We start from the raw sequence: 26,307 nt of genomic DNA, 5'->3' as shown, positions 1-26,307 counted from the left end.
AGATGGATCAAGAGAGGTGCCCGAAGATGGCTGAAAGACTGTTCACTTCTGACCCTTCAAATTGTCAATCAAGCCAAGATCTGTTGCAAGGGCGGCTCTTTTCGCTCGCTTGCGTTGCTGCCCGAGATCCTTGATTACTTCTCGGCGTTCCATCATCAGGTCTATTAGAATCTCTAAGAATTCTTGTTCAGTCAGTCCATGCTGAGAGGCTAGAGACCCGAGCCTTTTCTTAGTAGCAGAAGTAACATTTATTGTATTCGCAGTCTGCTCAATTTTTTTTGCTCTGTTGAGTTTTTGATTCCATGCATTCCTCGCTCTTGAAAACAAATCAGCGCCGTGTAAGCGAGCTGTATTTATAGACATCCTATTATTAGTTAAATCTAATTTTCTAAAATGATAACCCTCTCCACATAATATCCACTCAATAAACTGCTGATAGTCGATTTCAGTCCATCCATGCGGAACAGCTGTAACGCCCCCGTCGGATACTCTTGCCCATATGTATTTATGCATCCATAGGCACTTAGCTTTATCAGCGCCATGCAACCATTTACGAATTTTCCCAGTGTCTAATGTACCAGGTTCAATATTGAGCCTTCCAATTTGCATTGGAGATGCATATTTGTGAAAACCACTATCATTATTCACGATTAACGATTCCTATCAACTATTACAATGCGATACATCCAGCATATTAAATTACGTAACAAAAACGTTATTTAAATTATTAAATTTCAAGATAGTAGACTAAATAAAACCTTATAAAAAATATCATATAAATGCAAACAAAGGTGGATAGTTACTTTTTACATCTCTTTTTTTCTGTGTTTTAATAGGTATATAAATATCTGAATAACGTTTATTCTGTCTTTTAATAGGTATTAAAATGCAGTTTTCCCCCGAAATATCAATACTTAGATCAATAATTCCAAATATTGGAGCAGACGAAAAGCTGTTCTTCATACTGCTAGCTGGAATTTTAAAGCCCAAGGAAGATGCAACTTACAGCTGGACTCGTCTAAAGCAAACGGCTGCTCAAACAGGGGAAATACTGGGATTCACTAAAGAGGCTTCCTCCAGATCGCTTAAAAGGTTAGAAGAAGCTGGATTAGTAAATGTTCACTTGGAACAAGGGATTTTTGGAAGGCCAAGAAAAAATTGGTTTATAAAACCTAATGGTTGGAGCGAAAATTCCACAACTTTAAAAAATTTTAACTGCCCACTTGGAATCATTTGTTTAGATATCATCCACGCAAGACTTAGACATCCAAAGAAAACTTCCTTGAAAAATTCGCTTTTGTTGCTAGCACTAGTGTTAGCGTCAGAGGCAGACGAAACCGGTGTCGTTACTAGCAGCCATTCAAAGCTAAGTCAGTTAAGTGGAGTGCCTAAACTGCAGATGACAAGGCGTTTGCAACAATTGAGAGCTTGTGACTTTATTCAAGAATCAATTCCAGGTCTTGTGCAAGGTGATTTTTTAGGGAGAGTAAATTCAATACACTATCTGAACTTCAAACACGAACTCTTTTTTGGCACTGGCATTGTCGCCGAGCAATTACTTCTTTCAATAAATGGAAGCTCGGAGACTGAACAAATATTAAGCACGTTTGGCTTCCCAAATCCTCATGATAGGCTTTCTTCTGCTGATGATGCGGCAAAAGAGAAAATTGGTCTTAAGAGAACCAAAATTAGCCCAGGGTCATGGGAACAGAATGCACTTAACACGATGAAAAACATAACATCCAGGCGCTATGTTCAATGTGGAATAGAACGTTATGCTGCTAAGCTACTTATCAATAAGGCCAAAATTTTCACAACCAGCCTATGGCGAATTCAAGAGGATATATCTCATTCAGAGTTTGTGATACTACTACTCAATACACAAGAAGTACCAAATAGAAATGATTCGAGCAAAGCACTAATGTTCTATCGATTATGTGCAGACTTGGAAGAGCTATCACATAGCTTGGCTGAAAAGTGCATATACAAAATCCCAGGCTCAATAAAAAAAACATTGGATCCACGAAAAGACGTGTATCGAATACTGCCTTCTGACATGAGTGATCGTAAGGTTGTAAAGTTAGAAATGATATCAAAAGAATAATCGGAATCTTATTATCCTACAGATACATATAGGTCCTATCATTTCTTACAGAGTCTCCTGATCTTCTGAACACTGCGTTTTAGGAGATCAAAAATGCGCATTCTCAGACTAAAAGATGTCATGGAACAAACTGGCCTAGCTCGATCAACTGTCTATAAAAGTATCGACGCAGGTACATTTCCAAAACCTGTCCCACTTGGAGGCCGGTCAGTTGGGTGGATCGACTCAGAGATTATTGGATGGATTGAAGATAAGGTGAAGATTCGTGACGAGAAGGCTCTACAGCCTATTGCTTTTCATACAGAGGAATAGTCGTTCGGACTATCGCCTAGAAAAGTCGTATAGAGCTCACCCGTAAAATACTAAATACTTAACACAGACAGACAAAAACCAGCATGAAAGGAACCTTAAGAACTTGGAAGATTCCCGAGTGCGGCTGTGTCTGCTCAATTAGTGACAAGGACAATCTAATGATAGAGGTACAATACCTAAAAAGTCACTCCTCGCAGTCAAACCAAAGCATCATTCATGAATATGAGTACAATGGAATGCCCATCATGCGGCGATATGGCCCATTCGTTTACAATCGATTGAGAAGTATTGATAACACCATAAAGCAGGCACTTAAAGCATACCCAGAGGTAATAGCGATACGACTGAAATTGAAGTTCCCATTTCCATTCGCTGGAAAAACCGAATTATTTGACCCACAGGTATTTGGCAAATTTCTAACATCACTTAAAACTCAACTTAAATGTAGTCCGAATCATACCAGGGAAAGAGGGGTAAAAGAGACCAATATAATTCATTACTTCTGTATACGGGAGTTGGGACTGGATTGCCATCCATATTACCAGTGCATACTTCTACTAGACTTCTCAAAGGTCAGTAAGTTAAGCGTCGATTCATTAGACTCAGATTGCCTCATCGGTCTGATAAGAACGTCATGGGCTAGTGCCTTAGGGGAGGTTAGCATACACAAAGATGGGTTAGCATCCTTCCCTGATAACAGTACGACTTTAATAAAGCGAGGTGAGGAATATGATGAACTATTCTATACAGCCAGTTATTTTGCCAAAGTGTCTACAAAAAGTTTTGGGTCAATAAGTCACCAATTTAGCAGCAGCAAGTAAGAAATTTCTCGCAAGGACAATGATTTTGGATACACAAATACGCTGAGGGCTAAACGAGGACTCTACTCAGCGAAGAAAATTAGGAATACTATTAACTTACTTAGCTAAGATAAAATCCTCCATGTCCACTTAGATCCAATCATTTCCAACAGGGTCACCAGATTCTCTGAACACTACGATTCAGGTGATCTAAAATGCGTATTATCAGACTAAAAGAAGTCATTAAGAAAACCGGCCTAGCCCGCTCAAGGATATATAAACACTTAGAACAAGCCGTATCCCCTCGCCCAGTGCCACGAAGTGGCTGGGCAGTTTATTGGGTGGAAAGCGAAATAAACGGTTGGGTTGAAGAGCTCTTTTCAGCCCGAGGATAGCTTCAGAGTCCCACTGCTGAATCGACGCGCCTTGAGCCCTAGCCCACTAATTATCTGTTTATTAGTAACATCTCAACAATCCCAAGCTCAATCATCATCCATCTCAAAACGCTCATTTCCCAGGCAATTCACTTGCCAGAATGCTCCCTAAAGCACTCTTCAAGCCCAACTGCCAAATAAATACCTCACAGCCATCGTCCACACGGAGGGATACCCTATGCTCATCCATCAACACTATGAAATGGAGCTCATCCAAAAGCAGAATGAACTCAAAAGCTCAGCGCGTGCCATAGCCGACGAACTAGTAGTGCACTCAACAACCAAATATGAGGGTCTGAGAATACATGATTGCGCGGATAGGCTAACGTACGATAAAGACCCATTCTCCAGCAGGATAATCACAAAAGGCAGCTTCTGCAGACATCGGCTCTGCCCAATCTGCCAATGGCGCAGATCGTGTAAGTACACCGCCATCTTTCACAAGCTGTTCGACAACTACCCGACTTTGAATGGCCAGCACTGGATCTACCTCACCTTGACCCAACAGAACTGCCATGTCACTGAGCTCAGAGCTGCCCTGGAACGTATGTCCATTGGATTCCAGCGATTGAGACGCCAGGCGTTTTGGGTCCAGAACGTACTCGGCGCTGTTCGCTTTACTGAGGTGACTCACCAAGCTTCAGACATAGCGTATGCACACCCTCACTACCACTGCTTACTGATGGTCAGACCATCCATGTCGCAGGGCAATAACTACGTATCCATAGAAGCCTGGCAGGAGCTATGGCAGCGCTGCCTGGGTGTGGGTTACATTCCGGACGTCCATGCAACGTGCATTCGACCACCTCAAAAGCTGGGCTATGCAGCGGTCAGAGAAAACGTCATCAATACGGTAAGGTATTCGACGAAACCGGTAGTGGGTCCAATAAGCTATGATTGGTTGGCTGCCATCTCTCGGGAAACGAGGTCACTGCGTAAAGTGGAGCTCTATGGCGAGCTTCGCAATCTTCGTTTGCAAGCAGGAACTGGAAGGAATATTCAGCTCGGTGATATCGCTGACGACATTGTGCTGGACGAAATCTTCCACATTGACGAAGGGGACTTGCCCTACTAAGTCGGAATAAACAGTCACCGCCACCAGGTGGAGATACTTCAAATATGCCATACGTTCGAATGTGGGGGAGGAAGCCTTTAACGGTGACCCAGCGATTTTCGCAAAGCTTGTAGAAATTCCTGAAAAATGTTTGCATCATTTTAAGTGTCATTGGGGTCCTCACGTCCAGTTGGCGCGACAGGCCGATCTTGTTGTCAACTTCTCAAAAAAAAAGATCAGCCCAGCATCTAGCAATAGGTCACCGCCGGTAAAGGCTATATCAACCTTACGACGTTTTAAAGGGGAAGGGGGGAAAGTCATGTGGTAGCATTCCGTTGCAGCTTTGATGGTTTAAAATAAATGATGTCGCAACCTTATTATTAACTTCCCAAAGCCGTTTTGCTATCGGAATACGTTGTTTGGTGAAATATCCGGGCCAGTAGATTCACCGAACTCTGCATTTCGTAATCCAGCAAGTTTTTCCTGGAAATACATACGGTATCTATTGATAGCTTCCTGGAGATTGTCGCTCAGTCGATTCTTCCTATCAAATAGCGTTCGGCATAAACACGGCTTTGAAATCACAAAGCTACATAAAGTCGGTTACTCTGGAACCGATGTTGGAGAGCTCTATGATCTGTCGACATCCACAACGCACGGACGCTCCCAGATTACTCGCTCCTTGGATAGCTCTGAAAGGATCGCATTGACTAAGGGTTCTCCGCCGGGAAAAGGTAGATATAATCCGACTACTCGTGGAGCGACTATGGTACCGTCCTCGTATAATAGCGATTTGATTGAACCAACAGCAACTATTGCATTTTGCGCCGTTGTCGGGTTGAGTTCGCTCTGTATTGGCAGTGCCGCTGCGATTCCCTGTCCATTTATTCCAAGCGTTTGAGTGACTAAGAAACCATTCAAACCAGATGCTTCCGCTTCTGTGGCGAGTGAACCAAGACCCGTAATTGATGAGGCGCCTTCAAATGACTCGATCACTGCTGTAACCCTTAATCCTACTCCTATATAAACAGGAAGATTAAACTCTTCAGATTTATCTGTTGGAGCCACAGGTTCTCCAACTCCAATACGTTGAACATCGAAAGTTATTGATCCCGGAATGAAATTGCTGTTATCAGTTGATACTGACATTGGAACTGAAACTATTTTTTGCGAATCTTGTTCAATAGCATACTTGGTCAACCAGAACTTAACGTTTACAGTGTCAGTGTTTATATAATCCACAGTTAACTTATAGGAATCTGCTTCACTGTTAATGCTTCCTACTCCATAGCTCACTTGGCCTGATGCTGAATATTGTTGAATGGATACTCGAACAGCATTGTCAGGGAGCGCTTCTAATAAGTCTTTGTATCTCACCTGTCCGACATCAACAGACTTGGCTAGAGTTGTTATGTCTATATCGCCGCAGGCATTACCTGGATTGGTCCGCACTGCAAACGGATCTACCGGAATGTACGTGTAACCTGAAAGTTTTTCAGCTGTAGATTTCGGTTGCAGTGCGGTACAACCTGAAGCAAGTGCCATCCCGATGATTATAATTGACAAGCTAATGACTTTCATTTTTCTTCTCCTAAGAAAAACTCCGACTGCCACTCCTAAAACCTGTGTAGGTAGCTTCCGTGTGCAGAGCTATGGAAAATGTCTGTTGGGCTAACTCACTTACCTTCTGGCGTGTTTTTAATAAAAGTACCTTTAATGCGGAGTCTTCGTGGCTGCCAATCTAATGAAGATATGCCACGTTTACCGGATAGGCCGTACAATTCTCTGCAAATGGCCGACTCCTCTGTCTTTTTTCAGACTAGCGACTTTTCGAGGATATGCTAGTGTCAGACCGCAATCGAACCCAATACGCCCTCTTAACTCGCAATCTCACAGTGAGACAGCTAGGGCACCGCTCCGGCTCGCTTAATTGTTACATCATACCGTTCCCTGGGTCGGCTTAGGGCGAGTCTGAATCTGATTCATTCTACCTTAACGATGGCTGTTACTCAGGAAATCAAATTGGCGGAAGCTCATCAACACATGGTGGAGTACATGCTGTAGATAGCGGTGTGTGAGGCCCTCTTGCGCCAGCCTCATTACCTTGAAGCTAACATCCAGATAGGCCCCGTAACGTCGCCGAACTCGCTCTTCATCCATACTCAGGATCCGGCCATTGCTGAAAACCGCGATGCAGTGTGTATATCGGGCCAGTATGGCCACTACACTCTCGGTATGGCTCAGCAGTGCGTTGCATAGACAATGCATAAGGCATCCTGCCGACGATCCAACTTGACCGGCAGGGTTCCGACTCAGGCCACCGCTGTAAGCGGCTTGTCGCAGCAACATTCGTTAACAACTTTATTAGAGCCCAAGAACAACGCCCAAATGCTGACCATAGAGCCTACCGTAGCTCGATCGCCTCCTACAGGAATACTTATTGTCCGTACAGGGAATACAGTTAGCCTTGCTCTCTGGCTAACCTTGCTTAGAATACTGGTTATTTATACAGTAGAGTATCATGAAAGCAGTACTACTAGACTTAGCTGATAACCCGCTTCCCAGCATCGTCCCCCTCTATGCGGACCCAGTTCATGCGGGTTTCCCGAGCCCGGCTCGGGATCATTTGGACAGCCAGTTGGACTTCAACGAGCTGATGATAAGGCGTCCCGCCTCTACCTATGTGCTCCGGGCAGAGGGTCAATCTATGGTGAAGGGCGGTATTGCGCCCGGCGACTACCTGGTGGTGGACCGGTCCATTGAAGCTATTCATGGCCACATAGTTGTTGCGGCCGTAGATGGCGACTTCCTGGTTAAGCGTCTTCAGACCAGCCCCTGCATGAAACTGATTGCCATGAGCGATGACCACCCGGACATCGAACTGAGCGGGGATCAGCAGCTCGAAATCTTCGGTGTCGTTACCTTTGTGGTCAAACCCATGTTAGGGGGTGGTGTCTGAAACCGACGGTAATCGCGCTCATTGACGTGAATTCAATGTATGCCTCATGCGAACAGCTGTTCCAACCTCGCCTGAGAGCGAGGCCAGTGGTGGTGCTGTCCAATAATGACGGCTGTGTCATTGCCCGATCAGCCGAAGCCAAGGCGCTGGGTATCCCCATGGGGGCGCCGATGTTCAAGATTCGGGATCTGGTGCAGCGGAACCAGGTAACGGTGTTCAGCTCGAACTATGCACTGTATTAAGTTAGTTGGAATGCTTTTGAACTAATATGAATGCGTTGACACTCAGGAGGCGCATATGGCTGCCACCACCCCACTGCACAAACAAGTGTTAAGCCGTTATCCCAGTGTTCATGCATGGTTGGAGCTGTTGGCTAATCTGGGGCGTGCGACAGCCACCCTAGACGCCTATAGTCGCGCCCTTGCTCATTACTTGTTGTATTGCGAAAAGAATGGCCTGAAACCTGAGTTTGCGACATTCGAGAAAGTCACGCTATACATTCGTGAGCAGCTACCTGGTACAAATAGTGCAGTGGCTAATTCAACCGTACACCAACGACTTACTGCCATCCGGTTATGGTACGATTACCTGGTATTTCAGGGCCTTTGCAACCACAACCCTATACCTCGTGGAGAGCATGGCCGGCTTCGCCAAGTGCCTGAACATGGAGGGTTTGTCAGGGGTTTGCTCCCACGATTGATAAAGTTGCCAAACATCCCTACCGATGAGCAGTGGCGACACTTTCTCAGTATCGCGGCCAGGTCGTCTATACGTGATCGACTTATGCTGTCGTTGGCGTATTTTGGGGCACTTCGTCGTGCCGAGTTGGTGGCCTTACGAATTGAGGATTTAGACGTTGCACATCGGCTAGTCTCGGTGCGAGCGGAGACGACCAAAGGCAAACGCAGCCGCGTCGTGTGTTACAGCCCTGAAATTGCACCGGTATTAGTAGCGCATCTGTATGCTCTTCGGAACGCAGGCTGGTTGCATGGCTCGTTGTTTCGATCAGAATCAGATCGTAATCGAGGCTCGTCACTGACCCGCTGGACGTGGAGCAAAACGGTTGAAGGATGGGCCAAGGAAGCGAAACTGTTGCACCTGAGCACTCACACCTTTCGCCACCTTCGGCTTACCCACCTGGCTCGTGCTGGCTGGAAGCTCCATGAATTGACCGCATATGCTGGTCATCGAGATCCCAAGACCACCTTAGTTTACTTGCACCTGTCGGGCGCTGATCTAACTGCAAAGATGGCTCATTCGATTGGCAGTCTCGATGCTCGGGTGTTTTGTGAACTCTTTGGATCTGAGGTATTGCAATGAGCACGCCCTCCATAATCCCCTATGTTCCATTCGACACGAGCCAGTACGAACGTCAGAGCATTCTATCGAATCGGGAGCTGACCATACTTTCGAATCACTTTCACCGTTCAGACTGGCGCTACCTCCAATCAGAGATACCTAAGTTGCTGGCCCCCCTGGTTGATATAGTGGACCACAGCGGCGTTTCCAAGCGATTAGCAATTTGTTCCGTGGCAGCCATTCTCTGGAATGTCAGCAAAACTGGTCAATCTTACTGGTGTTGGTCTGAGTCACAGTGGTTGACGTTGCTCAGTAAGCGAACTGGATCACAACCGTTCCTCGCTTCCGTTGCCTACCACATTGGCGGGTTTAAGACCCCACAGCGTATCGAAAAATTCCGGCAACCAGCGATATATGCTTCTCATATATTCGGCCATGAAGTGTTCAGACATGAGCATGCACGCTTGAGTCAAGCGTTGAGGTCGCTAGGCTACGCCGCGCGCAATCTTGAACAATTTCTTTCGTGCGTGCTGGGCACCCTGATGTTGGAAAATGGTGATCCGCGGTTGGAGACCTTCACTGAAGAACTGCTACTGAAGGGCCAAAGAAATCGAAGTCTAGGTGTCGCAAAATCGGTTGGGAAAGTGTCTCACGGACTGGCTGCCATGGGTGTTTTGGCAAAACCTCTGCGCATGCGGGGATACACCTGCTGGCGGGAAAAAAGCATCGAAGGTATCGACCCTACTTGGACGATGTGGTGTCGTCGATGGCGAGACACCTCCACCTTACGCCCTCGCACACGTGAAAGTAATTACAGTTTTATCTTAAGGACTGGTGGCTGGCTAGCGCGTGAGCAACCAGAAGTTGCGGCGCCTACCGATTGGAGCATGTCCACTTGCGCTGCGTTTATTGCCGCTATTGACCGGATGACGGTTGGTGAGTGGGCTTTGGAGTCAGCGAAGGGAACACAGCTCAAAGGGCTTGGCCAGCCTATTGCTGCCAACTCAAAACGTAACTTTTTGCATGCCTTGCGGCGTTTTTTTTCAGACTTCGAGCTGTGGGGCTGGGGACGTTTGAAGTTCAGTCCCCGACATCACTTGGCTACGCCACGATCCGTGACGTTTAGCTCGGGTATCAACCCACGCGTTATTGATGACTCGACATGGCTCAAGTTGATATGGGCGAGCCTAAATATTGAGCGTAAGGATTTGCTTTCAGAAATTCACTACCCCCTATCGATGGTACAAGCCATTGCCGTGTTGTGGACGCACGCTGGCCTGCGTAATAATGAAATTATACGATTGGACAAAGGGTGCGCCCATCCACAAACGCATGAAGTGGTGCACGAGGATGGAACTATCGTCCCAGCAGGAACCCTTTGCTATCTAGATATTCCTGCCAGCAAGACATTCAAAGCGTTTGTCAAACCTGTAGGAATGGTTGTGAAGGAGCGCATTGACGCCTGGCTGGAGGATAGGCCTGCCGACCAAGCTGCCTTGCTTGATGAGCGAACTGGGAATAAGGTTAGCTACTTGTTCCAGTTTCGGGGCAAGCGCATAGGGTCAAGTGCCATCAATAGCACCATCATTCCAATGCTATGCGCCAAGGCGGGTGTGCCACTGGAGGACAGTCGCGGGCGAATCACCAGCCACAGAGGGCGTGCATCCGCGGTAACAGCACTAGCCAGTGTACCTCAAGGCATGTCACTGATCGAGCTGATGCAGTGGTCGGGGCATAGCTCGCCGAGCTCAACCTTGCACTACATTCGAATTCGGCCTACCAAGCTGGCGGCATCCTTTGTTAAAGCCGATCAAATGGCGCATATGGTTTCAGTCCTGATCGACCACGACATCATTGCGCGCCATTCAGATGACCCCTACACCTTCTATGACTTGGGCGACTCGTATTGTTCGAATCCCTTTTGGAGCAGTTGCCCACATCGCATGGCCTGCGCTGGGTGTGATTTTAATTTGCCGAAAGCCAGCGCAAAGGCCCAGGCATTGGAAAGCAAAACGTCCATTAAACGGTATTTGGAAACGGTTCCGCTGACTGCGGATGAGCGGGAAATAGTGGAAGGCGATCTGGCGAAACTGGACGGACTCATTCGGAAGCTTGATACCGTGCCAACTCTGGATGGTCGAACCCCAAGTGAAATTGTTGCTGAAAAAGGGCGTTCATAATTCGTGATCGATTGGCCTGACAATGCTAAAAAATGTAGCGACCAATCTTCCGCTGTTTGTAGTGGTAGCAAGTCCCACTGTTACATTAGTCGTGAGTCGCTTTAACCGTAAGCGTCCTGTGGTGAAACCATCTGAAATTACCAGCCTACCACAATCAATGGTGTTCAGCTGTTTTTAAATAGACATCGATATGTTCATATTTAGCTCCAGACCTGAACCTAAGAAACGGAGAGTGTATTCTCAGGCGTTTTAAGCCTAGATTGTCGAAGCCTGTAACCAGCCCGGCGCTTCCCTGGCAAACATCGCACCTACCTATGGACTCAACGCGAACCTAGTTCATAAATGGCGACGTACAACGGACAATGTCTCGTCTGATGCAGATAGAGTTCCTAACTTTATTCCACTGGCCTTGCCAACGACCCAGTCGAGTTGCTCACCGATGCTGCGGATCGAACTGCCCGGCGTTCGGGGTAACGCTGTCGTGCACTAGCCCCTATCAGCGGCCGTGTGGTGTCTGCCCTGGTTGCGAACGTTGCTGTCATGATAGGGATGGATCAGATTTGGCAGGCCACTTCATCGATAAAGGCATCCCGGCGACCGGGTTACTGGCCCAGGTGTTGATCGCCAAGCACGCCGATCTCTTGCAGCAGTACCGGCAAGAGAAGACCTTTGCCCATGCGAGTTTTATCATCGACCGCTCAACCCTGGCGGACTGGGTGGGTGCCTGCGGTGTGGCGTTCCTCGGTGTCTGGACTGGAAAACTGGTATGCAACGACTTCGGTGGCTACAAGGCCAGCTTTGCCGCCGGCGTCACGGAAATCGCCATGCACGTCGCAAGTTCTTCGATCTGTATGCGAGAAAAACGAGCCACTTAGCAGCTCAGACGCTGTCGTATATCCAACGTCCGTATGATGTGGAGCGGGACCTCAAAGACATGAGCGCTGAGCAGCGACTGCAACGACGACAGGAACACGCCAAACCTACACTGGATGCCTTACACCACTGGATGATCGGACAGCGCCAGTTGGTACCGGAGGGCTCGGCCATTGCCAAGGCATTGGACTATAGCCTGAAGCAATGGGCAACGTTAATCCGTTACCTGTATGATGGCAAAGTGCCGATCGATAACAATCGAGTGGAAAACCAAGTACGTCCATGGGCACTGGGCCGGTCGAACTGGCTGGTCGCCGTGACCAACGTGCGGTGGCAATCATGAGCCTGATCAGACAGCGAAGCTGAATGGGCACGAGCCTTATGCGTACCTGAAAACGTGCTCACCCCGCTGCCAACCCAGCAGGCGAGTGCGATCAATGAACTGCTACCACACAACTGGTCATCATCTGACAAGGTGTGATGGCCGAACGCTTACCAATGACCAGCCAGTGTGAAGACTAAAAAACAACGCGTCGGCCGATGTATTAGCAGGAGGCGTTTGGACTGACGCCGGTACCAGCGCGACGGGCCTGGCAACCGAGGCCCAAGGGTCGGTTATATAATCGTCAGTAATAGAGGCTTTTGATATTCACGCCGTATTGCTGATATTAGGAAAACTTGGTCAGGCCATTTTCAGAGCAGGCTTTAAGATACCCGGCGCAAAACGCGTGTCGTTCGTTCACAGTTCGCATCGATATATCTAATTAAAGAAAACAACAGGGTCAAGGACTGTGAACGTACGCTACAGATGGTGCGGCTAGACGCTTACCTTATACAGGCAACCACCTAAGGAAATGGAGCTGTCAAACTTTCGCTTTCCTGGTGTTGGCGCTGATCAGCATTCCAAAATGTTTTGAGATAGTTGACTACATTGCGGATCTCACTAGGTGTCAAGATGTTTTCAAAAGCAGGCATGGTCAACCGATTGGAATCATTCCATGGGTCACGCCAACCTTTAGCTACTATGTTATAGAGCATTTTGTCTGAATGCTTCCAAGTATGGCCTTCAGGGTCGTGCGGTGGAGCCGGCAATTCACCTTGCTGATTTTTTTGGTTCCAGTCGGCTTGTCCCTGACCCGAAAGCCCATGACACCCTGCGCAATATGCCTCATATACAGCACGACCTTCACTCCGGCCTTCTTCAATCACCAAAGAATTACCGTAAACCATGCCATTACCAGCCATCACTAGCAAGGCAACTAAAATGATTCTATAAAATAAGCTGTACATTGACCTGGCAGCCTTCTAATCAATATACCGAGAAACGCTACCGCTACTGTCGAGCCCAACTAATCCCAACGAAGGAACAAAGGCAATAGCAATAGAAACGGCATCGCTACCCAGCTCCCATTCCTGACCACCATTGGAACTGGACCAAATACCAGTATCTGTAGCAGCGTATACTTGCGTGGGGTTTTGTGGATCAAAGACAGTATCGTAGACTGCTCCAATATTCATAATTCCAGTAAGACGCCAACCACAAAAACAGTCCATGGAGATTCGAACGGCATCATCAGAAACAGCATATAGCCAGCCTGTCTCCATACTTCCCTCCATGTTTGAATGCATCAATCGAAGAATGGGTTTTACCGGACCACTGTCCATTTTTGTCCAGGTTTTCCCTGCATTCTGTGTGCGGTATATGCCATCTTGTACAAGTACAACATACAGAGTTTCGGGCTGGTCCCGATGTATGGCCAGAGCCATGATGTCCTTCGAAGGTAGGTCACCATCCAAGCTTTCCCAGGCATTCCCTTCATCTGATCTGCGCCATACGCCCAAACCCAAACCAGCAACATAGACACTCTGGGCATTCTCTGTGGATGTAACAATTGAGGTCAATTCAGAGCCCGTCAGACCGAAAGGTATTTCTATTTCCTGCCAGTCAATCGTTGAAGTCTTGCTTTTAAACAATCGGTTGTCGGACACTTTGTATAGTTGATCCCCAGCGGAATCATACCACAATGTTGGCAGTACCTGACTGCTTGGCTCTGCTTCAACCGCCATGCTTAACGCAGTCATCAAAATTAACGCTAACAGGTACTGTTTACTTGTGTGAATTGCAGTCATAGTTATGCTCTCATGCCAGTTATCCGATTGTACCCAGGACCGGGAATGTCGCCAAAAGCCAATATGAAAAAGCTGACAACTGCCCGGTAATTATCAAAACGCCCATAATAATCATAATGGCGCCGGCGATAACATTCAGTGTTCGACCCCAGCGGCGAAAGACTGCTCCTTTGTTTAATAAGGAGTTAATCGAAAGAGCGCTTAGTAGAAAAGGAACACCCAGACCCAGCGAATAGACTCCAAGCAAAGACAATGCGCCCGCCATATTTGCCGAGGAGGCACCCAGGGTCAAAATGGCCCCCAGTATTGGCCCAATACAGGGTGTCCAGCCGAAGGCAAAAGCGACACCCAACAGATAAGATGCCAGTGGTCGGCCTGCTCGCTGCGGTATTTTGTGGAAAAATCGCCACTCCCGCTGCAACCTGGGAATAGGTACCAGCCCAGTCATGAATAAGCCAAACACAATAACAATGAGCCCGCCAAGTAGGTTGGTTTCTTGCCGGTAGGTAAGTAATAGCCCGCCAATCGCAGTCGCACTTGCCCCCAGCATGAGAAATATCGTAGAAAAACCAAGAACAAACCAGGTTGCCCGGCCCATTGTCAGGAATCGGTCCAGCGTTTGTGCAGTTCTTATTTCTTCCAATGGTCGGCCTGCCACGAATGACAGGTAACCGGGAACCAAAGGTAATACGCACGGAGATATAAACGAAATCAGTCCGGCCAAAAAGGCGGCTATCAGGCTGATGTTAGCAATTTCAATCATTAGTATTAAAATTTAACATTGGCTGAAGATACGATAGAATCACTTGACCCCGGATTGGAAGCGGCCCTTGTATCGACCAGGCTTACACCGTCCTCTGTTTTGTTTTCAGACTTTTTGTTTTTGCACATCATACACACCCCAAGGCCGCACATAACCAGACAAGGAAGCAGGCTAATCAAAATTGGGGCAATACCAAACAGGACCAACTGCTCCCATCCGAATAGCAAACCGGCGCCAATGGCAACGGCGGCTATCAGAAGGAGACGGCGTGGATTATTGAACATCCGTGCTCTTCGAGATTGTTTATGGCCATCTTTGGGCTCATTGTCACAGCAATTCATTAGTCTTTCCCCCTATTTAGGAGAGTATATCTGCTAGGAACTTGATCATTTCATCACTGTTCCATTCAGCAGTCCCCACCAATCGCCCTATTTCTTGGCCCTCGGTGTTAAGCAGCAATGTCGTTGGAATACCGACCGCTCTCAGTTTGTTGCCCGCCATACCGGAATCGTCAACATAGACACCAAGATTCTCGATACCTATTTCTCTATAGAATTCGGTCACTACGCCCGCCCCCTGACGATCCAGGGAAAGCGCCAGTACATCAAAGTTTGATCCCCCAAGTTCGGATTGAAGCGCGTCCAGAGTTGGCATTTCTTCGCGGCATGGGCCACACCAGGTAGCCCACAAGTTCAGTAACACGTACTTCCCCGAAAAGTCAGACAGACTGAGTGCATTACCACTCCCATCCTCGAAAGTGACAGCCGCAATATCTTGAGGGGTTTCCCACAATAGCAAGCCGCCAGGGCCAGTCCTGGCCGGAGGCTCTGCTACCGTGCTTAAAGGGAGCAAAGTCGCGACCAGAACTAATGTCATCATAGACCGTCGTATCGAATTAATTCTCATTTTTGCCTCCCCCGCACGGTAATTAGAACGAGGTGTAAATAGTGCTTGATGTCATGGGTCCAAAATTAAGGGCATAGACATCGATGGAACCGCGCTTGTTTCCGCCCATACCTGGAGAACCTGCCGGCATACCAGGGACGCTGAGACCGCGTATGAAAGGTTTTTCTTCCAAAACGGTATTGACGATATCAACCGGGATGTGTCCTTCAAACAGGTAAGTTTCGATCAGTGTCGTATGACATCCGAACATCTCCTCCGGGACGTCATGCTCCAATTTGATTGCAGTAAGATCTTCTGTATTAATCACTTCTACATCAAAACCATTGCGCTCCAGATACTCTGCATATTGACCGCAGCACCCACAGTTTGGGTTTTTATATAGCTTCGCCGCAGTTTGCGATGCGAAACTGGATGCGGCATACAACAACATCAAGGAAACCGCCAGAAATTTCATGATTTTCATAAGTTCTCCAATGGAACGACCTAAAGCAGTATCTACACGTAAACGCAGACACTCACTATTTGAACATATTTTCAAAATAAGTATGTACTTCATCCCAGGTACTGTCATTCAGTGCACTGGGGCCTTTCACTAACACTTCCAGATAGGACACAAGGTTCCCTGGCTTAAACTCCAGGCCGTGAAAGCGTGCTTTCAACCAACCTTCCTGATCTACAACATGAGTCACCAGGCCATGCATCTGCACCCCTTCACTGACACTGGAAAACTTTAAACCATAGTCCTCGGCCAACGAGCGGGTCAATTCCGGATCACCACTGGCATCACGGTATAAAAATCGCCAATTAGACGGCGCCAGATCAAAGTTGCGCCCGTAGGCATTCATGTTGTCAACAGTGAGATCTACATTGCTTTCAGTATCCGTAGCAATGGTAATGAAATCAACCTGCCCGGAAAGCCCCTGTTCCGAGACGCGGTCCTGTAGCTGGGCAATCAAATTCATGTGTAGAGGACAGGCATCGGCACAACGTGTGTATAGAAAATTTAGCACCACAACCTTACCAGCAAGGTCTAATTTTGAGACAGGGTTCCCCTGAGTGTCAAAGAGTGTGAACGGCGGTGCTACTCGATCAACAAACTGGGCATATCGCTCCTTTTCCTTGATTACTGCTTCGGCATCATTGAGCGAGTGCGCCGAGACCGGCAGGTTCAGCATCAACAAAAGGAGCAAAGGTACAAAACTCTTCATCGGCCGCTTTATCATTCTTTCAATTTACCTACTAGACATTAATGATCGCTCAGTTTTCCACTTTTTCGGAATCCATTGAGTCGTGATGTTGTTGCATCATTCCCATCATGGAATTGCATTTTTCCATCATTGATTCCATTTCGTCCATCATATCCATCATACCCATTCCATTTTGCTGCATCATTTCTCCGTGTGCAGAGCTTTCATTTCGGCTTCCTTCCTGCATGCTTTGATCGGCCCAAAGAAACCCAGAACTAAAGACACTTAAAGTGGCAACGAATGAGTAAATGATTTTATGTTTGTTCATAACCGCTTTCCTCATTTATTAACAACCAATAGACAAACTTTCTGACAGACCTACCTACTTGCTAAAGGTCTCTTTCTCTGGATAAAAGTACCCTTCAAGTAGGCTTTAAGGTCAAGCGGTTGTAGTCTAATTGACACTTAATTGACACATGAGGATGTCGCTTTAGTTGAGAATAGCTGCCATAAACCAGGCATTCGCTTATAGCTCGTGCATTAAGGATGCTATTATCATCTAGTACTTAGGCACTGAATAGAAATCTTGCCAAGCAGCTAAGATTACAATAGCCGAACCAGCAACGCTCCGTACCCATTTGAGTTGCACCAATTACACTACCTTTGTGCCGCAATGCCTGTCCCAAGCACTGTTGGCAACGTCCCTAGCCCAAAAGCCCCATCAATTCGGCTGCAGTTAGAGGCTCTGCAGCCGCCATGATTCAGCCGAACATAGTGTGAACCAGACCACATGATAGCCCCCCAAATAGACCCTAAAGCAATCGCTCTGTAAGTATTTGTTACAGGAACAAGCCGCCTCCCTAATGGCTCCACTAAGCGCCAAATACAGCGCCCTAGCGCTTCGATTCTACTCATGCCACGCCACCAGTCCGCTATGACAATCCTATTATAATCAATAATACTGCCACCAATGGCCGGAGAACCAGCGCGGCCTCATATAATGCTTGGTTCAATACTTTGGCTACCAGGGCTGCGGATGCGCCACTGGACATATAACTGACTATACGACCGCCACTGTAACCTAGCCTTAACGTAGAAATGTGACGAGGTCTTCGCATCGACTGCGGTATAGACTATGACAACGCGCTCTTTATGACTCCACACATACCAACGCATTGAGCACCCTCCATAAAACTGAGTATAGAAGCGGCAAGTAGTGGCGGAATACCAGGATAGAGAAAATCAATATTCACATTGGCATCAATACTAAGCCGGTCGAATCAGTGTGTGATGTCGAGAAGTAGTGGCTCAGACTGCAAACGAACACTAGCATTCAAAGTAGCGGTCTGAGGCATGTAACACAGGCCCTTATCGGAACACCCTTGATACGAGACCTGAACACTCAGTAGATTGACGATATTACTTTCGCTGTAAATTGGTGCGCTCAACAACACTGAATTATAAAATACTTCCATTTCTCCCAGTGTTTCATGAATGATATTCGTCCCGGCAGGTATAAATAGTGGCCCGATGTGAACACTCTGTTGCTCGGTAGTAACAGAAAACTGATGGCGATGGAGGTAGTAGCCTTCAGCATTGGTGAAACTTATGTATAGCCGTTCGTCTTCTAGCCACGCACTGGGTTGAAACGCCAATTCTGAGGGTAGAAATGTCTGACTTCTGGTATTATTCTGGGGTAAACTCAAGTTTAATTCGATGCGCTGAGAGAACGTATTGTCGGCGAAACACAAAGGCGGCAACAGAAATAGAAAAATCACGGTCAATTTCATAAGTCATTATTCCGAGTGGATTAACTGATAAAGATTCTTCAACTTTCCTTTGTTAATCATTCAGAGTCCGCAATTGTCTCTACAATCGGACATCCTTCCAACATGGGCCCCTCTCCTGAACACTCAGTAAGAGTTTTCTCCAACACTCCCCTAATCCGAGTCAGCTTTTCGATCTGAGCCTGAATTCTCTTAAGTTTCTCAGTTGCAATTCGCTTGGCTTCTGCACGACTACCGTTAGCGTCCTGAAGTATTAGTAGCTCTCGTATTTCATCTAGTGTGAACCCCCACTGTTTCGCATTGAGTATGAAATGAAGTCGTGCGACGGCATCTTCGCTGTAGATACGGTAATTCGAGTCGGTTCTCTCTGGTGCTGGCATAAGCTTTTCTTTTTCGTAATACCTAATAGCTTGACTGGCTAGGCCTGTCAACCTTGAAAGCTCGCCTATAGTAAGACCTTTCATGTTCAGTTCTCCCATTGGGTTATTGAATTATGGCTACACAGCAGGAGGCTTAGACCCGTTTCAAAGGGTCCTCAAGCGGTTCACTTGCCCCGCCAATACAGCTGTATGACTTTTGCCAACAGAGGAAGCAATGTAATTCCCGTGATTAAGATCAATAGCACAGCCATACCCTGTGAGTTTGTTGATATCAAAGCCTCGCCAAAATAGGTAATCACAAAGGCCATAGGAATGACACCCGCTAACGTAGCAATCACAAAGCGCCAAAAAGCTAATGGAGTTAAACCAGCAGCGTAGCTGACTGCATCAAAGGAAATAAACGGTACCAGTCGAGAGGCGAAAACGATAATCATCAGTCCAGCCTGGGATCGATCCCGATGCAACCATGTCATTAACGTCTGTGCATGTGGCAACCGCTGCACAACCTGATAGCCAAAGAACCTTGAAAGACTAAAAGCGATAATGGCACCGGCTTCAGCACCAAGTACGACATAAATGGTACCTGGTACAGGTCCATAAACCGCTCCCGCAACCATGGCTATGGGGCCGCTAGGAATAGGGCTCATAACAATCGCTAACATCATTAGTGCGACGATCACAACAGGCCCCAACCATCCAAGTTGACTTATCAGATACCGAAGTTCGCTTTTGCTGGTCAGTATAGCGATCATGCCGCTGCTATGAAGTAGCCAGTAAATAATGATAAGCGCCACCAGCGCTGCCATTCCCGTTAGCAACTTAGTCCAAAACCTCTGGTCTCTGATCATTGCACTTGAAAACAAACGTTAGTGGACTTCAAAGCTTGTATACCTTTGTGAATGTGATGAGTCTAATGGTCATTTTAACTTCTTTTAAAGAGATATTTGGCCAAGGCAGCAATACCCAATACGAGCATCGTAATCAGCAATATTGAGATAAATCCCATACCAGCCATCATGGCCCAGCCACAAGTCCCTCCATCCATCATTGTCATCATATTTCGAACCTCATAATTACTCTCTAAGTTACTCGACTAATATTTAACTACGGTCTTGGTAGTGATCATGTTAATTGGCACCCAAATGTTTTTTGGAGAAACTGGGCTGAAATCGTCGCAAGCGCAGCGAATTGGTCAATACAAACACACTGGATATACTCATGGCAGCGGCGGCTAGTACTGGACTAAGTAAAAAGCCTGTTATTGGGTAGAGTACACCGGCAGCCACAGGGATTAACGCCACATTGTATCCGTAGGCCCAAGCAAAATTTGTGAGAATGGTTCGACGAGTGCGCCGGGATAAGGCAATGGCATCATTAATACCGTTAAGGTCACCACGCATCAATACGACGTCGCCGACTTCAATCGCTATATCTGTTCCGGTGCCCATGGCGATACCAACATCAGCTTGAGCCAGCGCCGGTGAATCATTGATACCATCACCAACGAAAACAACACGGCGACACTCATTTTGCAACCGTTTGATTTCATCGGCCTTCTGATCTGGCAGTACTTCGGCCAATACATGCTCAATGCCCACCTGACGGGCGATGGCATTGGCTGTGCCACTGTTGTCTCCGGTTAGCATCGTGATATTCAGGCCCTTGGTCCGAAGTGACCGTATAGCTTCAACAGCCTCCTCTTTTACCGGATCGGCAACGGCGATTATCGCGGTCAGATGGCCATCAACCGCTGCATACAGTGGGCTCTTGGCCTGGCCGGCCAAGGCCTCTCTCTGATTGAGAGTGTCGTTTAGGTCGATCCCCAATAAGCTCATGTACCGATCTGCACCAATAGACAGTTTATGACCGTCAACTTCCGCCGAAATACCGTAACCGGGCATGGCTTTAACCTGGCTGGCCGTAGGTACCGTCAGCCCTCTCTCATGAGCGGCCCGTACTATTGCTTCGGCAATCGGATGCTCACTCTGTCCCTCGACGGCCGCTACCCAACCCAACACTTCGGCTTCCTGACCTTTCAGCACAACAAAGTCCGTCAGCTCGGGCCGCCCTTTAGTTAAGGTGCCCGTCTTGTCGAGCACAATAGTGTCCATTCTGGCGAGCGTTTCCAGCGCCGCACCCTTGCGCAACAACACACCCATTTCGGCACCTCTACCGGTAGCCACCATGATAGCCGTCGGGGTCGCCAATCCCATCGCACAAGGGCAGGCGATCAACAGCACACTGACCGTGGTAACAAAAGCAAATGACAAAGCCGGTTCTGGCCCCATGACTAACCACGCAACGAAGGTTGCGGCGGCAATGAGCATGACGATTGGAACAAAGATACCGGCGATCTTGTCGGCTAACTGCTGAATAGGTGGCTTCTCTGACTGTGCAGACTCTACCATCCTGATGATCTTGGACAGCAATGTGTCTGAACCCACGCGCGTAGCCCGATAAGTCAGGGCGCCGTTTTTGTTGATGGTACCGCCGATAACCTCGGCTTTTGTTAGTTTTCTTACTGGCATCGGTTCGCCACTGATCATTGACTCGTCAACGTACGACTCACCTTCTACAACCACACCATCAACAGGAATACGCTCGCCCGGGCGAACCAGGATGAGGTCACCGGCGACGAGCTCATCCGCAGATATGTCCACGATCTGTTCATTGCGTAATACATGTGCCATCTTGGACTGTAATTGCAGCAGCTTTTTTATCGCTTCAGAGGTGCGACCTTTGGCAATGTGCTCAAAGTAGCGTCCAAGTAGAATCAGCGTGACGATTACCGCTGCTGCTTCAAAATAGCTTTCCGCCGTTCCAACCGGGAAAAAGTCCGGTACCAGCAAGGCGGCCACCGAGTACAAATAGGCGGCACTGACACCAATCATTACCAGGCTGTTCATACCCGGATTCAGGTGCTTCAGTTCGGCAGCGCCGGCTCGGTAAAAGCGGGCACCCGCATAGAAGACTACCGGCGTGGTCAAAACCCATTCAACGGCCATCCAGCCCCGGTGAGGCATCACACTGGTAAACAATGCATCCAATAGGGGTAGCATTTTGCCCATAGCGATTACAACAACGGGGAAGGTAAACAGAGCCGCTATCACAACCTGATTACGCAAAAGAATGCCTGCGCTATCCGGTTTTTCAGAAGAATCGTCGTGGGCTATACCCTGAGTCTGGTATCCGGCCTCTTCAATGGCGCGGTGAATTCGTGCTATCGACACGACGGTAGGCAAAAACCAAACGGTTCCCTTTTGCCTTGCTAGGTTAACACTGACACCGGTCACGCCCGGTAATTCCTTTAAAGATTTTTCGATACGGGAAACACAGGAGCCACAACTCATACCCCCTATTGGTACCTTCACCTCATCGCTATGCGCCTTGTAACCGGCTTCTTCCAGAGCGGATACCACACCTGTTAGGTCGACTCCATTTTCCGACCTAAGGGTGGCCTTTTGAGTGGCGAGGTTAACCTGTGCGGACTCGACACCCGGCAGGCTACCCAGTGCTTTTTCCACCCGAGCCACGCAGGATCCGCACGACATGCCTTGGACTCCAATTTCAATGAGTTCTTCCATTGTGTCCTCTTGGATTTGCATCAAGTACCTAAACCACCGTTTGAAAACTAAGTGTGCCTTAACTAACAACACGAGGGTAACCTTTAAGTAGACTATAAGGTCAAGTCCTTTAGTTCACTCGAAACATCAGCAAAATGACATCGCTTGAATGCTCAGGTAGTTGATGCTTTAATTCTGCGCCATGAAACCTGCTTCTTTACTATGCCCGCTGGCTTACCTTGCCGTCTTGAGCCTGCTCTTGAGTCTGTCAGTACTATCGACTGGCAATGTAAAGACTATGGGTATAAATGACGCGCCGGTCGGCAGTTCGGAAATATTCGAACAAAGTAAGACTTGCACTCAACTTGAAAACCAACCCATCACCTGCGATTTGCCAATATGTAGCGCATCGACAATGCTGTTCTCGTCATGTACGTATATTGTCACTCTTACGTCGGCTGTACAGAGACTCTATATTCAACCCTTTCAGTTTCTGCTGCCATCTCCTCCTGACCGTTACCCGCCAAAGTTGAACCGCAATAATACAGGCTGATTTAGGTTAATCCCGCGCCTATCGGTTGTTCCGGATCACATGTTTCTGGTAAACCGATGTCGTGGTTATGGTCATTCGAAGATAGCAGGAAAACTGATGAGATCATTATTTGCTGTGGTAGCTGCGCTAACACTAATACTATTTGGGCAATCATTTCCGAGAGCTGCCTTTTCACATTCACTTGAAGCTGTAGAAACTGAACTGCGCTCAAAAGAACCCAATGTAGAATTTATAGATCAGACTGATGCGTCATTGCCGTTACCGTTCTTCTTAGAAGAGAATGTCCGCCAAGCCGTTATAGATCGCAAAATCAGTATTCTGAATATTGCCGACAAGGATTGCCAGGCCGATTGCGCCGGGCACATGACACTAATCTCTAAGCTCCAAAAGATGGTTAACTCAGCCCATATGATCGATCAGGTGCGCTTCATCACCCTGATAACAAGCACCGAAATGATCGAAAGAGATAATGTGCTGACTTCTAGCTTTATAGAGCGGTTCGGTCTTAACCCGATTAACTGGAAAGGTCTCCCTATTAATGGCCAAGCACCCGGTACCACAAATCGACTAGTTGATCTGCTAGATGTCATGAAGGTAAGTCCAGACGTTCAGACTGAGCAGGATCGGGTGACCTATGTGATTGACAGGGAAGGGCAACTCAGAGCCCAATTTAATGGCCTGGAATTTCAGCCAGTCAACTTGGTTAGCTTAGCCAATACCCTGGTTTATGACACCCATGATATCACTACCGAAGAAATTTCAACCAACCATTCTTCGGTTCCATTGAATCTCAATATCCCTGACGTTTTGGTCAGTGGAAGTGTAATAGTATCCGGCCTGACGTTTGGTTTTTTCTGGTACCGAAGACATCGGAAAAGCCACCAATGACGCCCCGATTGGCTCAAAAAATATTTAGGCATGTAACTTTATGAAGAAATCTAAACGGGATACAACGGAATGGATATAGCGAATATCGGATTACTCGGCGCCTTTCTGGGAGGACTGATTTCATTTTTGTCACCCTGTACATTGCCATTGGTACCGGGGTACTTGTCGTTTGTTACTGCAACAGGTCAATCCAACCCGCAGAACCAACAAGAAAGCTGGCCTCATTTGCTACTCAGCGTGTTTTTCATACTGGGCTTTACAATTGTTTTTATATCTCTAGGCGCCAGTATCACCGTTGTGGGTGGCATGCTTCAGCAGTACCGGTACGAGGCTACGCTTATTGGCGGCAGTCTGATCATTGTGCTCGGTGTTTTCATGACCGGCCTGATCAGGATCAACGTTTTGCAACGTGAGTTCCGGCTGCACCTGACACCACGATCCAGCAATCCGACAACTGCATTTCTACTGGGCATATCGTTTGCAATCGGCTGGACTCCATGCATAGGTCCTATTCTGGCAACTATTCTGGCCATGAGCTCACTGTCGGGAGATCCACAACAAGGTGTCTTGCTGTTAAGTGTCTACTCTCTGGGGCTGGCACTTCCCTTCTTGATTGTTTCGATCTTTATGGAGTCTTTCAAAAAACGTCTACGAGCATTGGGCCGATTCAGTCGGTATTTGCATATTGCCGCTGGCCTGATCATGATCTTGATGGGGGTTGCAATGATTACTGGTAAGTTGACATTGATGGCTTCTTGGATGCTGAACTGGTTTCCGGCACTCGGAAAAATCGGATAAACACGTACGCCTGTCATTAAGCAGGCAATGGAGAGCATGAAAGCAATGAGAAAAGTTGTGTTTTTTCTTCCTCTTGTGGTAATTCTAGGCTTGGCTATTCTGTTTTGGAACAGCTTTTCGTTGGACAACCAAGAAAGACCCTCAGCTCTAGTTGGAAAGCCTGTACCGAACTTTGAGCTTCCCTGGCTTGAACAACCTGGAGAATATTTGAACCAAGACATTTTTAAAGGTCAGATTAGCTTACTCAATGTATGGGGTACCTGGTGCCCCGCCTGTCTGGATGAGCATTCGTATTTAATGGCGCTGGCGGACCGCGGTGTTCGGATAATTGGACTGGATTACAAAGACGATCTGAGTGCTGCAAAAAAGTGGTTGCAAGACTTGGGGAACCCTTATCAGGCCACTATTTTTGACCAGCATGGAAGTCTGGGCCTGGACCTTGGTGTCTATGGAGCACCTGAGACATTTCTTATCGACCAAGATGGTATAGTTCGCCTTCGCCATGTCGGCGTTGTCAATGAAAGCGTTTGGCAGGAAAAGTTTCGTCCCCTGGCCAATCGGTACTCCGATGGCAGGCAGTTTTAATTTGACTCTATCCTCCAGACCTATCGTATCCCATGCGAGTATTGAATCGTGTTTAAGGAAAGGCTATTCACCACACTGAGAAAAACATCAATTTGGCATGACAATCAACTATCGAAGCTACAAACGTTGACGCCAAAAAAATTGGGATTATGTCGAGACCGTGCATAGTATCTATTGGCTCCTATTCAGTTTGACTAGGTATACGTTAAACGAGGCAAGATAGAACCCTAATATGTGTTCTCGTTGATGCTTCAAACATCAGCGCTGATGCACGCTTCCCTCGCTAATTCCAGCAAGAACTCCACACGCCTCAACTTCTCGGTCGCTATTGCAGTTCGCCCTCAGTGAGACGAGCTGCTTCTCAAGTGCTTGTAGCGCAGTTATCTGTGACCTTACCTGACATATGTGAACATCTAGCAAATCATTTACAGCGGTACACGGTTGATGAGGGTCATCTTGATAGCTCTGAAGTTCGGAGATCTCTGCTAGTGACAAGTCCAGCATTCTGCAGCTACGTATGAAGGCCAATTGCTGGGCATGCTTGTCTGTATACACACGATATCCGTTTTCCTGCCGATCAGGCGACGGTAGCAAGCCTTGGTGTTCATAGTAGCGGATTGTCTGTGTATCAACCCCTATAGATTTTGCCAGCTGACCAATTCGCATCAGGATCCCCCTTCAAAAGTCTCTCAACCCTATTGACCTTATAGTTACTATATGGTTTCTAATGGTAGCATCATATCTAACGAATA

At 47.4% G+C, this 26,307-nt stretch carries 30 protein-coding genes and 1 pseudogene; 13 read left to right on the top strand and 18 right to left on the bottom strand.

Annotated features, from left to right (window positions below; genetic code table 11):
• Positions 1–42 precede the first annotated feature (42 nt).
• On the bottom strand, positions 43–648 hold the full coding sequence (locus tag ACHUE7_RS04700) for a hypothetical protein (protein WP_394168956.1): 606 nt from the start codon (positions 646–648) through the stop codon (positions 43–45).
• Positions 649–886: 238 nt separating this feature from the next.
• Here ACHUE7_RS04700 and ACHUE7_RS04695 point away from each other — a divergent pair, with 238 nt between their 5' ends.
• From ACHUE7_RS04695 to ACHUE7_RS04675, 5 genes are all read left to right on the top strand, one after another.
• Entirely contained in the window at positions 887–2,104 is a 1,218-nt protein-coding gene (locus ACHUE7_RS04695; protein ID WP_394168955.1) for a helix-turn-helix domain-containing protein, read from the top strand.
• 93 nt (positions 2,105–2,197) lie between these two features.
• Positions 2,198–2,416, top strand: a complete 219-nt coding sequence (locus ACHUE7_RS04690; protein ID WP_394168954.1) for an AlpA family transcriptional regulator — start codon at positions 2,198–2,200, stop codon at positions 2,414–2,416.
• A gap of 83 nt (positions 2,417–2,499) precedes the next feature.
• Positions 2,500–3,237 carry a YagK/YfjJ domain-containing protein gene (locus ACHUE7_RS04685; protein WP_394168953.1) on the top strand — a complete coding sequence of 246 codons (738 nt, stop codon included), beginning with the start codon at positions 2,500–2,502 and terminating at the stop codon, positions 3,235–3,237.
• A gap of 194 nt (positions 3,238–3,431) precedes the next feature.
• Positions 3,432–3,611, top strand: a complete 180-nt coding sequence (locus ACHUE7_RS04680) for an AlpA family phage regulatory protein (protein ID WP_394168952.1) — start codon at positions 3,432–3,434, stop codon at positions 3,609–3,611.
• A 217-nt stretch (positions 3,612–3,828) separates the two neighbouring features.
• Positions 3,829–4,725 carry a protein rep gene (locus tag ACHUE7_RS04675; protein ID WP_394168951.1) on the top strand — a complete coding sequence of 299 codons (897 nt, stop codon included), beginning with the start codon at positions 3,829–3,831 and terminating at the stop codon, positions 4,723–4,725.
• Between the two features lie 609 nt (positions 4,726–5,334).
• On the opposite strand, the gene ACHUE7_RS04670 is transcribed toward ACHUE7_RS04675, so the two are convergent.
• Both ACHUE7_RS04670 and ACHUE7_RS04665 read right to left on the bottom strand, forming a co-directional pair.
• Positions 5,335–6,285, bottom strand: a complete 951-nt coding sequence (locus tag ACHUE7_RS04670) for a hypothetical protein (RefSeq protein ID WP_394168950.1) — start codon at positions 6,283–6,285, stop codon at positions 5,335–5,337.
• Between the two features lie 411 nt (positions 6,286–6,696).
• Complete coding sequence (locus tag ACHUE7_RS04665) at positions 6,697–6,972, bottom strand: transposase (protein WP_394168949.1); 276 nt, start codon at positions 6,970–6,972, stop codon at positions 6,697–6,699.
• A 253-nt stretch (positions 6,973–7,225) separates the two neighbouring features.
• On the opposite strand from ACHUE7_RS04665, the gene umuD reads away from it, so the two are divergent.
• The 5 genes and pseudogenes from umuD to ACHUE7_RS04640 all read left to right on the top strand — a co-directional run.
• Entirely contained in the window at positions 7,226–7,663 is a 438-nt protein-coding gene (gene umuD / locus ACHUE7_RS04660; protein WP_394168948.1) for a translesion error-prone DNA polymerase V autoproteolytic subunit, read from the top strand.
• Positions 7,664–7,689: 26 nt separating this feature from the next.
• Entirely contained in the window at positions 7,690–7,905 is a 216-nt protein-coding gene (locus tag ACHUE7_RS04655) for a Y-family DNA polymerase (protein WP_463558204.1), read from the top strand.
• Positions 7,906–7,960: 55 nt separating this feature from the next.
• A complete protein-coding gene (locus tag ACHUE7_RS04650; protein WP_394168947.1) occupies positions 7,961–8,983 on the top strand; it encodes a tyrosine-type recombinase/integrase in 1,023 nt (340 codons plus the stop codon).
• Entirely contained in the window at positions 8,980–11,142 is a 2,163-nt protein-coding gene (locus tag ACHUE7_RS04645; protein ID WP_394168946.1) for a tyrosine-type recombinase/integrase, read from the top strand. The genes ACHUE7_RS04650 and ACHUE7_RS04645 overlap by 4 nt, the downstream gene beginning before the upstream one ends.
• A gap of 530 nt (positions 11,143–11,672) precedes the next feature.
• Positions 11,673–12,496, top strand: a pseudogene (locus ACHUE7_RS04640) (IS66 family transposase); the annotation flags it as partial.
• 365 nt (positions 12,497–12,861) lie between these two features.
• Here ACHUE7_RS04640 and ACHUE7_RS04635 read toward each other — a convergent pair.
• From ACHUE7_RS04635 to ACHUE7_RS04570, 14 genes are all read right to left on the bottom strand, one after another.
• Positions 12,862–13,305 carry a c-type cytochrome gene (locus tag ACHUE7_RS04635; RefSeq protein WP_127557193.1) on the bottom strand — a complete coding sequence of 148 codons (444 nt, stop codon included), beginning with the start codon at positions 13,303–13,305 and terminating at the stop codon, positions 12,862–12,864.
• 15 nt (positions 13,306–13,320) lie between these two features.
• On the bottom strand, positions 13,321–14,145 hold the full coding sequence (locus ACHUE7_RS04630; protein ID WP_394168945.1) for a WD40/YVTN/BNR-like repeat-containing protein: 825 nt from the start codon (positions 14,143–14,145) through the stop codon (positions 13,321–13,323).
• A 19-nt stretch (positions 14,146–14,164) separates the two neighbouring features.
• Complete coding sequence (locus ACHUE7_RS04625; RefSeq protein ID WP_394168944.1) at positions 14,165–14,908, bottom strand: cytochrome c biogenesis CcdA family protein; 744 nt, start codon at positions 14,906–14,908, stop codon at positions 14,165–14,167.
• A 5-nt stretch (positions 14,909–14,913) separates the two neighbouring features.
• A complete protein-coding gene (locus tag ACHUE7_RS04620) occupies positions 14,914–15,192 on the bottom strand; it encodes a hypothetical protein (RefSeq protein ID WP_394168943.1) in 279 nt (92 codons plus the stop codon).
• A gap of 73 nt (positions 15,193–15,265) precedes the next feature.
• Positions 15,266–15,787 (bottom strand): TlpA family protein disulfide reductase, encoded by a 522-nt coding sequence (locus tag ACHUE7_RS04615; RefSeq protein WP_246026280.1) that lies wholly within the window; start codon positions 15,785–15,787, stop codon positions 15,266–15,268.
• 49 nt (positions 15,788–15,836) lie between these two features.
• Positions 15,837–16,277 carry a DUF411 domain-containing protein gene (locus ACHUE7_RS04610; RefSeq protein ID WP_394168942.1) on the bottom strand — a complete coding sequence of 147 codons (441 nt, stop codon included), beginning with the start codon at positions 16,275–16,277 and terminating at the stop codon, positions 15,837–15,839.
• Positions 16,278–16,332: 55 nt separating this feature from the next.
• Positions 16,333–17,022 carry an SCO family protein gene (locus ACHUE7_RS04605; RefSeq protein ID WP_394168941.1) on the bottom strand — a complete coding sequence of 230 codons (690 nt, stop codon included), beginning with the start codon at positions 17,020–17,022 and terminating at the stop codon, positions 16,333–16,335.
• A gap of 49 nt (positions 17,023–17,071) precedes the next feature.
• Positions 17,072–17,329 (bottom strand): hypothetical protein, encoded by a 258-nt coding sequence (locus ACHUE7_RS04600; protein WP_394168940.1) that lies wholly within the window; start codon positions 17,327–17,329, stop codon positions 17,072–17,074.
• A 329-nt stretch (positions 17,330–17,658) separates the two neighbouring features.
• Positions 17,659–17,937 (bottom strand): urease accessory protein UreH domain-containing protein, encoded by a 279-nt coding sequence (locus ACHUE7_RS04595; RefSeq protein ID WP_394169158.1) that lies wholly within the window; start codon positions 17,935–17,937, stop codon positions 17,659–17,661.
• Positions 17,934–18,119: an urease accessory protein UreH domain-containing protein gene (locus ACHUE7_RS04590; RefSeq protein WP_394168939.1), complete on the bottom strand. Its 186-nt coding sequence runs from the start codon at positions 18,117–18,119 to the stop codon at positions 17,934–17,936. The genes ACHUE7_RS04595 and ACHUE7_RS04590 overlap by 4 nt, the downstream gene beginning before the upstream one ends.
• Before the next feature lie 162 nt (positions 18,120–18,281).
• Complete coding sequence (locus ACHUE7_RS04585) at positions 18,282–18,791, bottom strand: protein-disulfide reductase DsbD domain-containing protein (protein ID WP_127557175.1); 510 nt, start codon at positions 18,789–18,791, stop codon at positions 18,282–18,284.
• A gap of 56 nt (positions 18,792–18,847) precedes the next feature.
• A complete protein-coding gene (locus tag ACHUE7_RS04580) occupies positions 18,848–19,252 on the bottom strand; it encodes a heavy metal-responsive transcriptional regulator (protein WP_394168938.1) in 405 nt (134 codons plus the stop codon).
• 80 nt (positions 19,253–19,332) lie between these two features.
• Positions 19,333–19,974 carry a TVP38/TMEM64 family protein gene (locus ACHUE7_RS04575; RefSeq protein WP_394168937.1) on the bottom strand — a complete coding sequence of 214 codons (642 nt, stop codon included), beginning with the start codon at positions 19,972–19,974 and terminating at the stop codon, positions 19,333–19,335.
• A 321-nt stretch (positions 19,975–20,295) separates the two neighbouring features.
• On the bottom strand, positions 20,296–22,752 hold the full coding sequence (locus ACHUE7_RS04570; protein WP_394168936.1) for a heavy metal translocating P-type ATPase: 2,457 nt from the start codon (positions 22,750–22,752) through the stop codon (positions 20,296–20,298).
• Between the two features lie 628 nt (positions 22,753–23,380).
• On the opposite strand from ACHUE7_RS04570, the gene ACHUE7_RS04565 reads away from it, so the two are divergent.
• The 3 genes from ACHUE7_RS04565 (at position 23,381) to ACHUE7_RS04555 (ending at position 25,555) form a co-directional block, all read left to right on the top strand.
• Positions 23,381–24,172 carry a hypothetical protein gene (locus ACHUE7_RS04565; protein WP_127557167.1) on the top strand — a complete coding sequence of 264 codons (792 nt, stop codon included), beginning with the start codon at positions 23,381–23,383 and terminating at the stop codon, positions 24,170–24,172.
• A 69-nt stretch (positions 24,173–24,241) separates the two neighbouring features.
• A complete protein-coding gene (locus ACHUE7_RS04560; protein ID WP_127557165.1) occupies positions 24,242–24,970 on the top strand; it encodes a cytochrome c biogenesis CcdA family protein in 729 nt (242 codons plus the stop codon).
• Between the two features lie 36 nt (positions 24,971–25,006).
• Positions 25,007–25,555: a DsbE family thiol:disulfide interchange protein gene (locus tag ACHUE7_RS04555; RefSeq protein WP_281276791.1), complete on the top strand. Its 549-nt coding sequence runs from the start codon at positions 25,007–25,009 to the stop codon at positions 25,553–25,555.
• 258 nt (positions 25,556–25,813) lie between these two features.
• Here the strand turns inward: ACHUE7_RS04555 and cadR are convergent, their stop codons facing one another.
• Positions 25,814–26,221: a Cd(II)/Pb(II)-responsive transcriptional regulator gene (gene cadR / locus ACHUE7_RS04550; protein ID WP_127557163.1), complete on the bottom strand. Its 408-nt coding sequence runs from the start codon at positions 26,219–26,221 to the stop codon at positions 25,814–25,816.
• Positions 26,222–26,307 lie beyond the last annotated feature (86 nt).

This window comes from Saccharospirillum alexandrii (assembly GCF_043641555.1).
Taxonomy (GTDB): Bacteria; Pseudomonadota; Gammaproteobacteria; order Pseudomonadales; family Natronospirillaceae; genus Saccharospirillum; species Saccharospirillum alexandrii_A.
The sequence above is the reverse complement of the archived record's forward strand: the minus strand, read 5'-3'. Positions and strand labels throughout refer to the sequence as shown.

Coding starts and splice junctions, on each gene's coding strand:
- ACHUE7_RS04695 (WP_394168955.1), top strand. CDS start 887: ATGCAGTTTTCCCCCGAAATATCAATACTTAGATCAATAATTCCAAAT.
- ACHUE7_RS04690 (WP_394168954.1), top strand. CDS start 2,198: ATGCGCATTCTCAGACTAAAAGATGTCATGGAACAAACTGGCCTAGCT.
- ACHUE7_RS04685 (WP_394168953.1), top strand. CDS start 2,500: ATGAAAGGAACCTTAAGAACTTGGAAGATTCCCGAGTGCGGCTGTGTC.
- ACHUE7_RS04680 (WP_394168952.1), top strand. CDS start 3,432: ATGCGTATTATCAGACTAAAAGAAGTCATTAAGAAAACCGGCCTAGCC.
- ACHUE7_RS04675 (WP_394168951.1), top strand. CDS start 3,829: ATGCTCATCCATCAACACTATGAAATGGAGCTCATCCAAAAGCAGAAT.
- ACHUE7_RS04670 (WP_394168950.1), bottom strand. CDS start 6,285: ATGAAAGTCATTAGCTTGTCAATTATAATCATCGGGATGGCACTTGCT.
- ACHUE7_RS04665 (WP_394168949.1), bottom strand. CDS start 6,972: ATGCATTGTCTATGCAACGCACTGCTGAGCCATACCGAGAGTGTAGTG.
- umuD (WP_394168948.1), top strand. CDS start 7,226: ATGAAAGCAGTACTACTAGACTTAGCTGATAACCCGCTTCCCAGCATC.
- ACHUE7_RS04650 (WP_394168947.1), top strand. CDS start 7,961: ATGGCTGCCACCACCCCACTGCACAAACAAGTGTTAAGCCGTTATCCC.
- ACHUE7_RS04645 (WP_394168946.1), top strand. CDS start 8,980: ATGAGCACGCCCTCCATAATCCCCTATGTTCCATTCGACACGAGCCAG.
- ACHUE7_RS04635 (WP_127557193.1), bottom strand. CDS start 13,305: ATGTACAGCTTATTTTATAGAATCATTTTAGTTGCCTTGCTAGTGATG.
- ACHUE7_RS04630 (WP_394168945.1), bottom strand. CDS start 14,145: ATGACTGCAATTCACACAAGTAAACAGTACCTGTTAGCGTTAATTTTG.
- ACHUE7_RS04625 (WP_394168944.1), bottom strand. CDS start 14,908: ATGATTGAAATTGCTAACATCAGCCTGATAGCCGCCTTTTTGGCCGGA.
- ACHUE7_RS04620 (WP_394168943.1), bottom strand. CDS start 15,192: ATGTTCAATAATCCACGCCGTCTCCTTCTGATAGCCGCCGTTGCCATT.
- ACHUE7_RS04615 (WP_246026280.1), bottom strand. CDS start 15,787: ATGATGACATTAGTTCTGGTCGCGACTTTGCTCCCTTTAAGCACGGTA.
- ACHUE7_RS04610 (WP_394168942.1), bottom strand. CDS start 16,277: ATGAAAATCATGAAATTTCTGGCGGTTTCCTTGATGTTGTTGTATGCC.
- ACHUE7_RS04605 (WP_394168941.1), bottom strand. CDS start 17,022: ATGAAGAGTTTTGTACCTTTGCTCCTTTTGTTGATGCTGAACCTGCCG.
- ACHUE7_RS04600 (WP_394168940.1), bottom strand. CDS start 17,329: ATGAACAAACATAAAATCATTTACTCATTCGTTGCCACTTTAAGTGTC.
- ACHUE7_RS04590 (WP_394168939.1), bottom strand. CDS start 18,119: ATGCGAAGACCTCGTCACATTTCTACGTTAAGGCTAGGTTACAGTGGC.
- ACHUE7_RS04585 (WP_127557175.1), bottom strand. CDS start 18,791: ATGAAATTGACCGTGATTTTTCTATTTCTGTTGCCGCCTTTGTGTTTC.
- ACHUE7_RS04580 (WP_394168938.1), bottom strand. CDS start 19,252: ATGAAAGGTCTTACTATAGGCGAGCTTTCAAGGTTGACAGGCCTAGCC.
- ACHUE7_RS04575 (WP_394168937.1), bottom strand. CDS start 19,974: ATGGCAGCGCTGGTGGCGCTTATCATTATTTACTGGCTACTTCATAGC.
- ACHUE7_RS04570 (WP_394168936.1), bottom strand. CDS start 22,752: ATGGAAGAACTCATTGAAATTGGAGTCCAAGGCATGTCGTGCGGATCC.
- ACHUE7_RS04565 (WP_127557167.1), top strand. CDS start 23,381: ATGAGATCATTATTTGCTGTGGTAGCTGCGCTAACACTAATACTATTT.
- ACHUE7_RS04560 (WP_127557165.1), top strand. CDS start 24,242: ATGGATATAGCGAATATCGGATTACTCGGCGCCTTTCTGGGAGGACTG.
- ACHUE7_RS04555 (WP_281276791.1), top strand. CDS start 25,007: ATGAAAGCAATGAGAAAAGTTGTGTTTTTTCTTCCTCTTGTGGTAATT.
- cadR (WP_127557163.1), bottom strand. CDS start 26,221: ATGCGAATTGGTCAGCTGGCAAAATCTATAGGGGTTGATACACAGACA.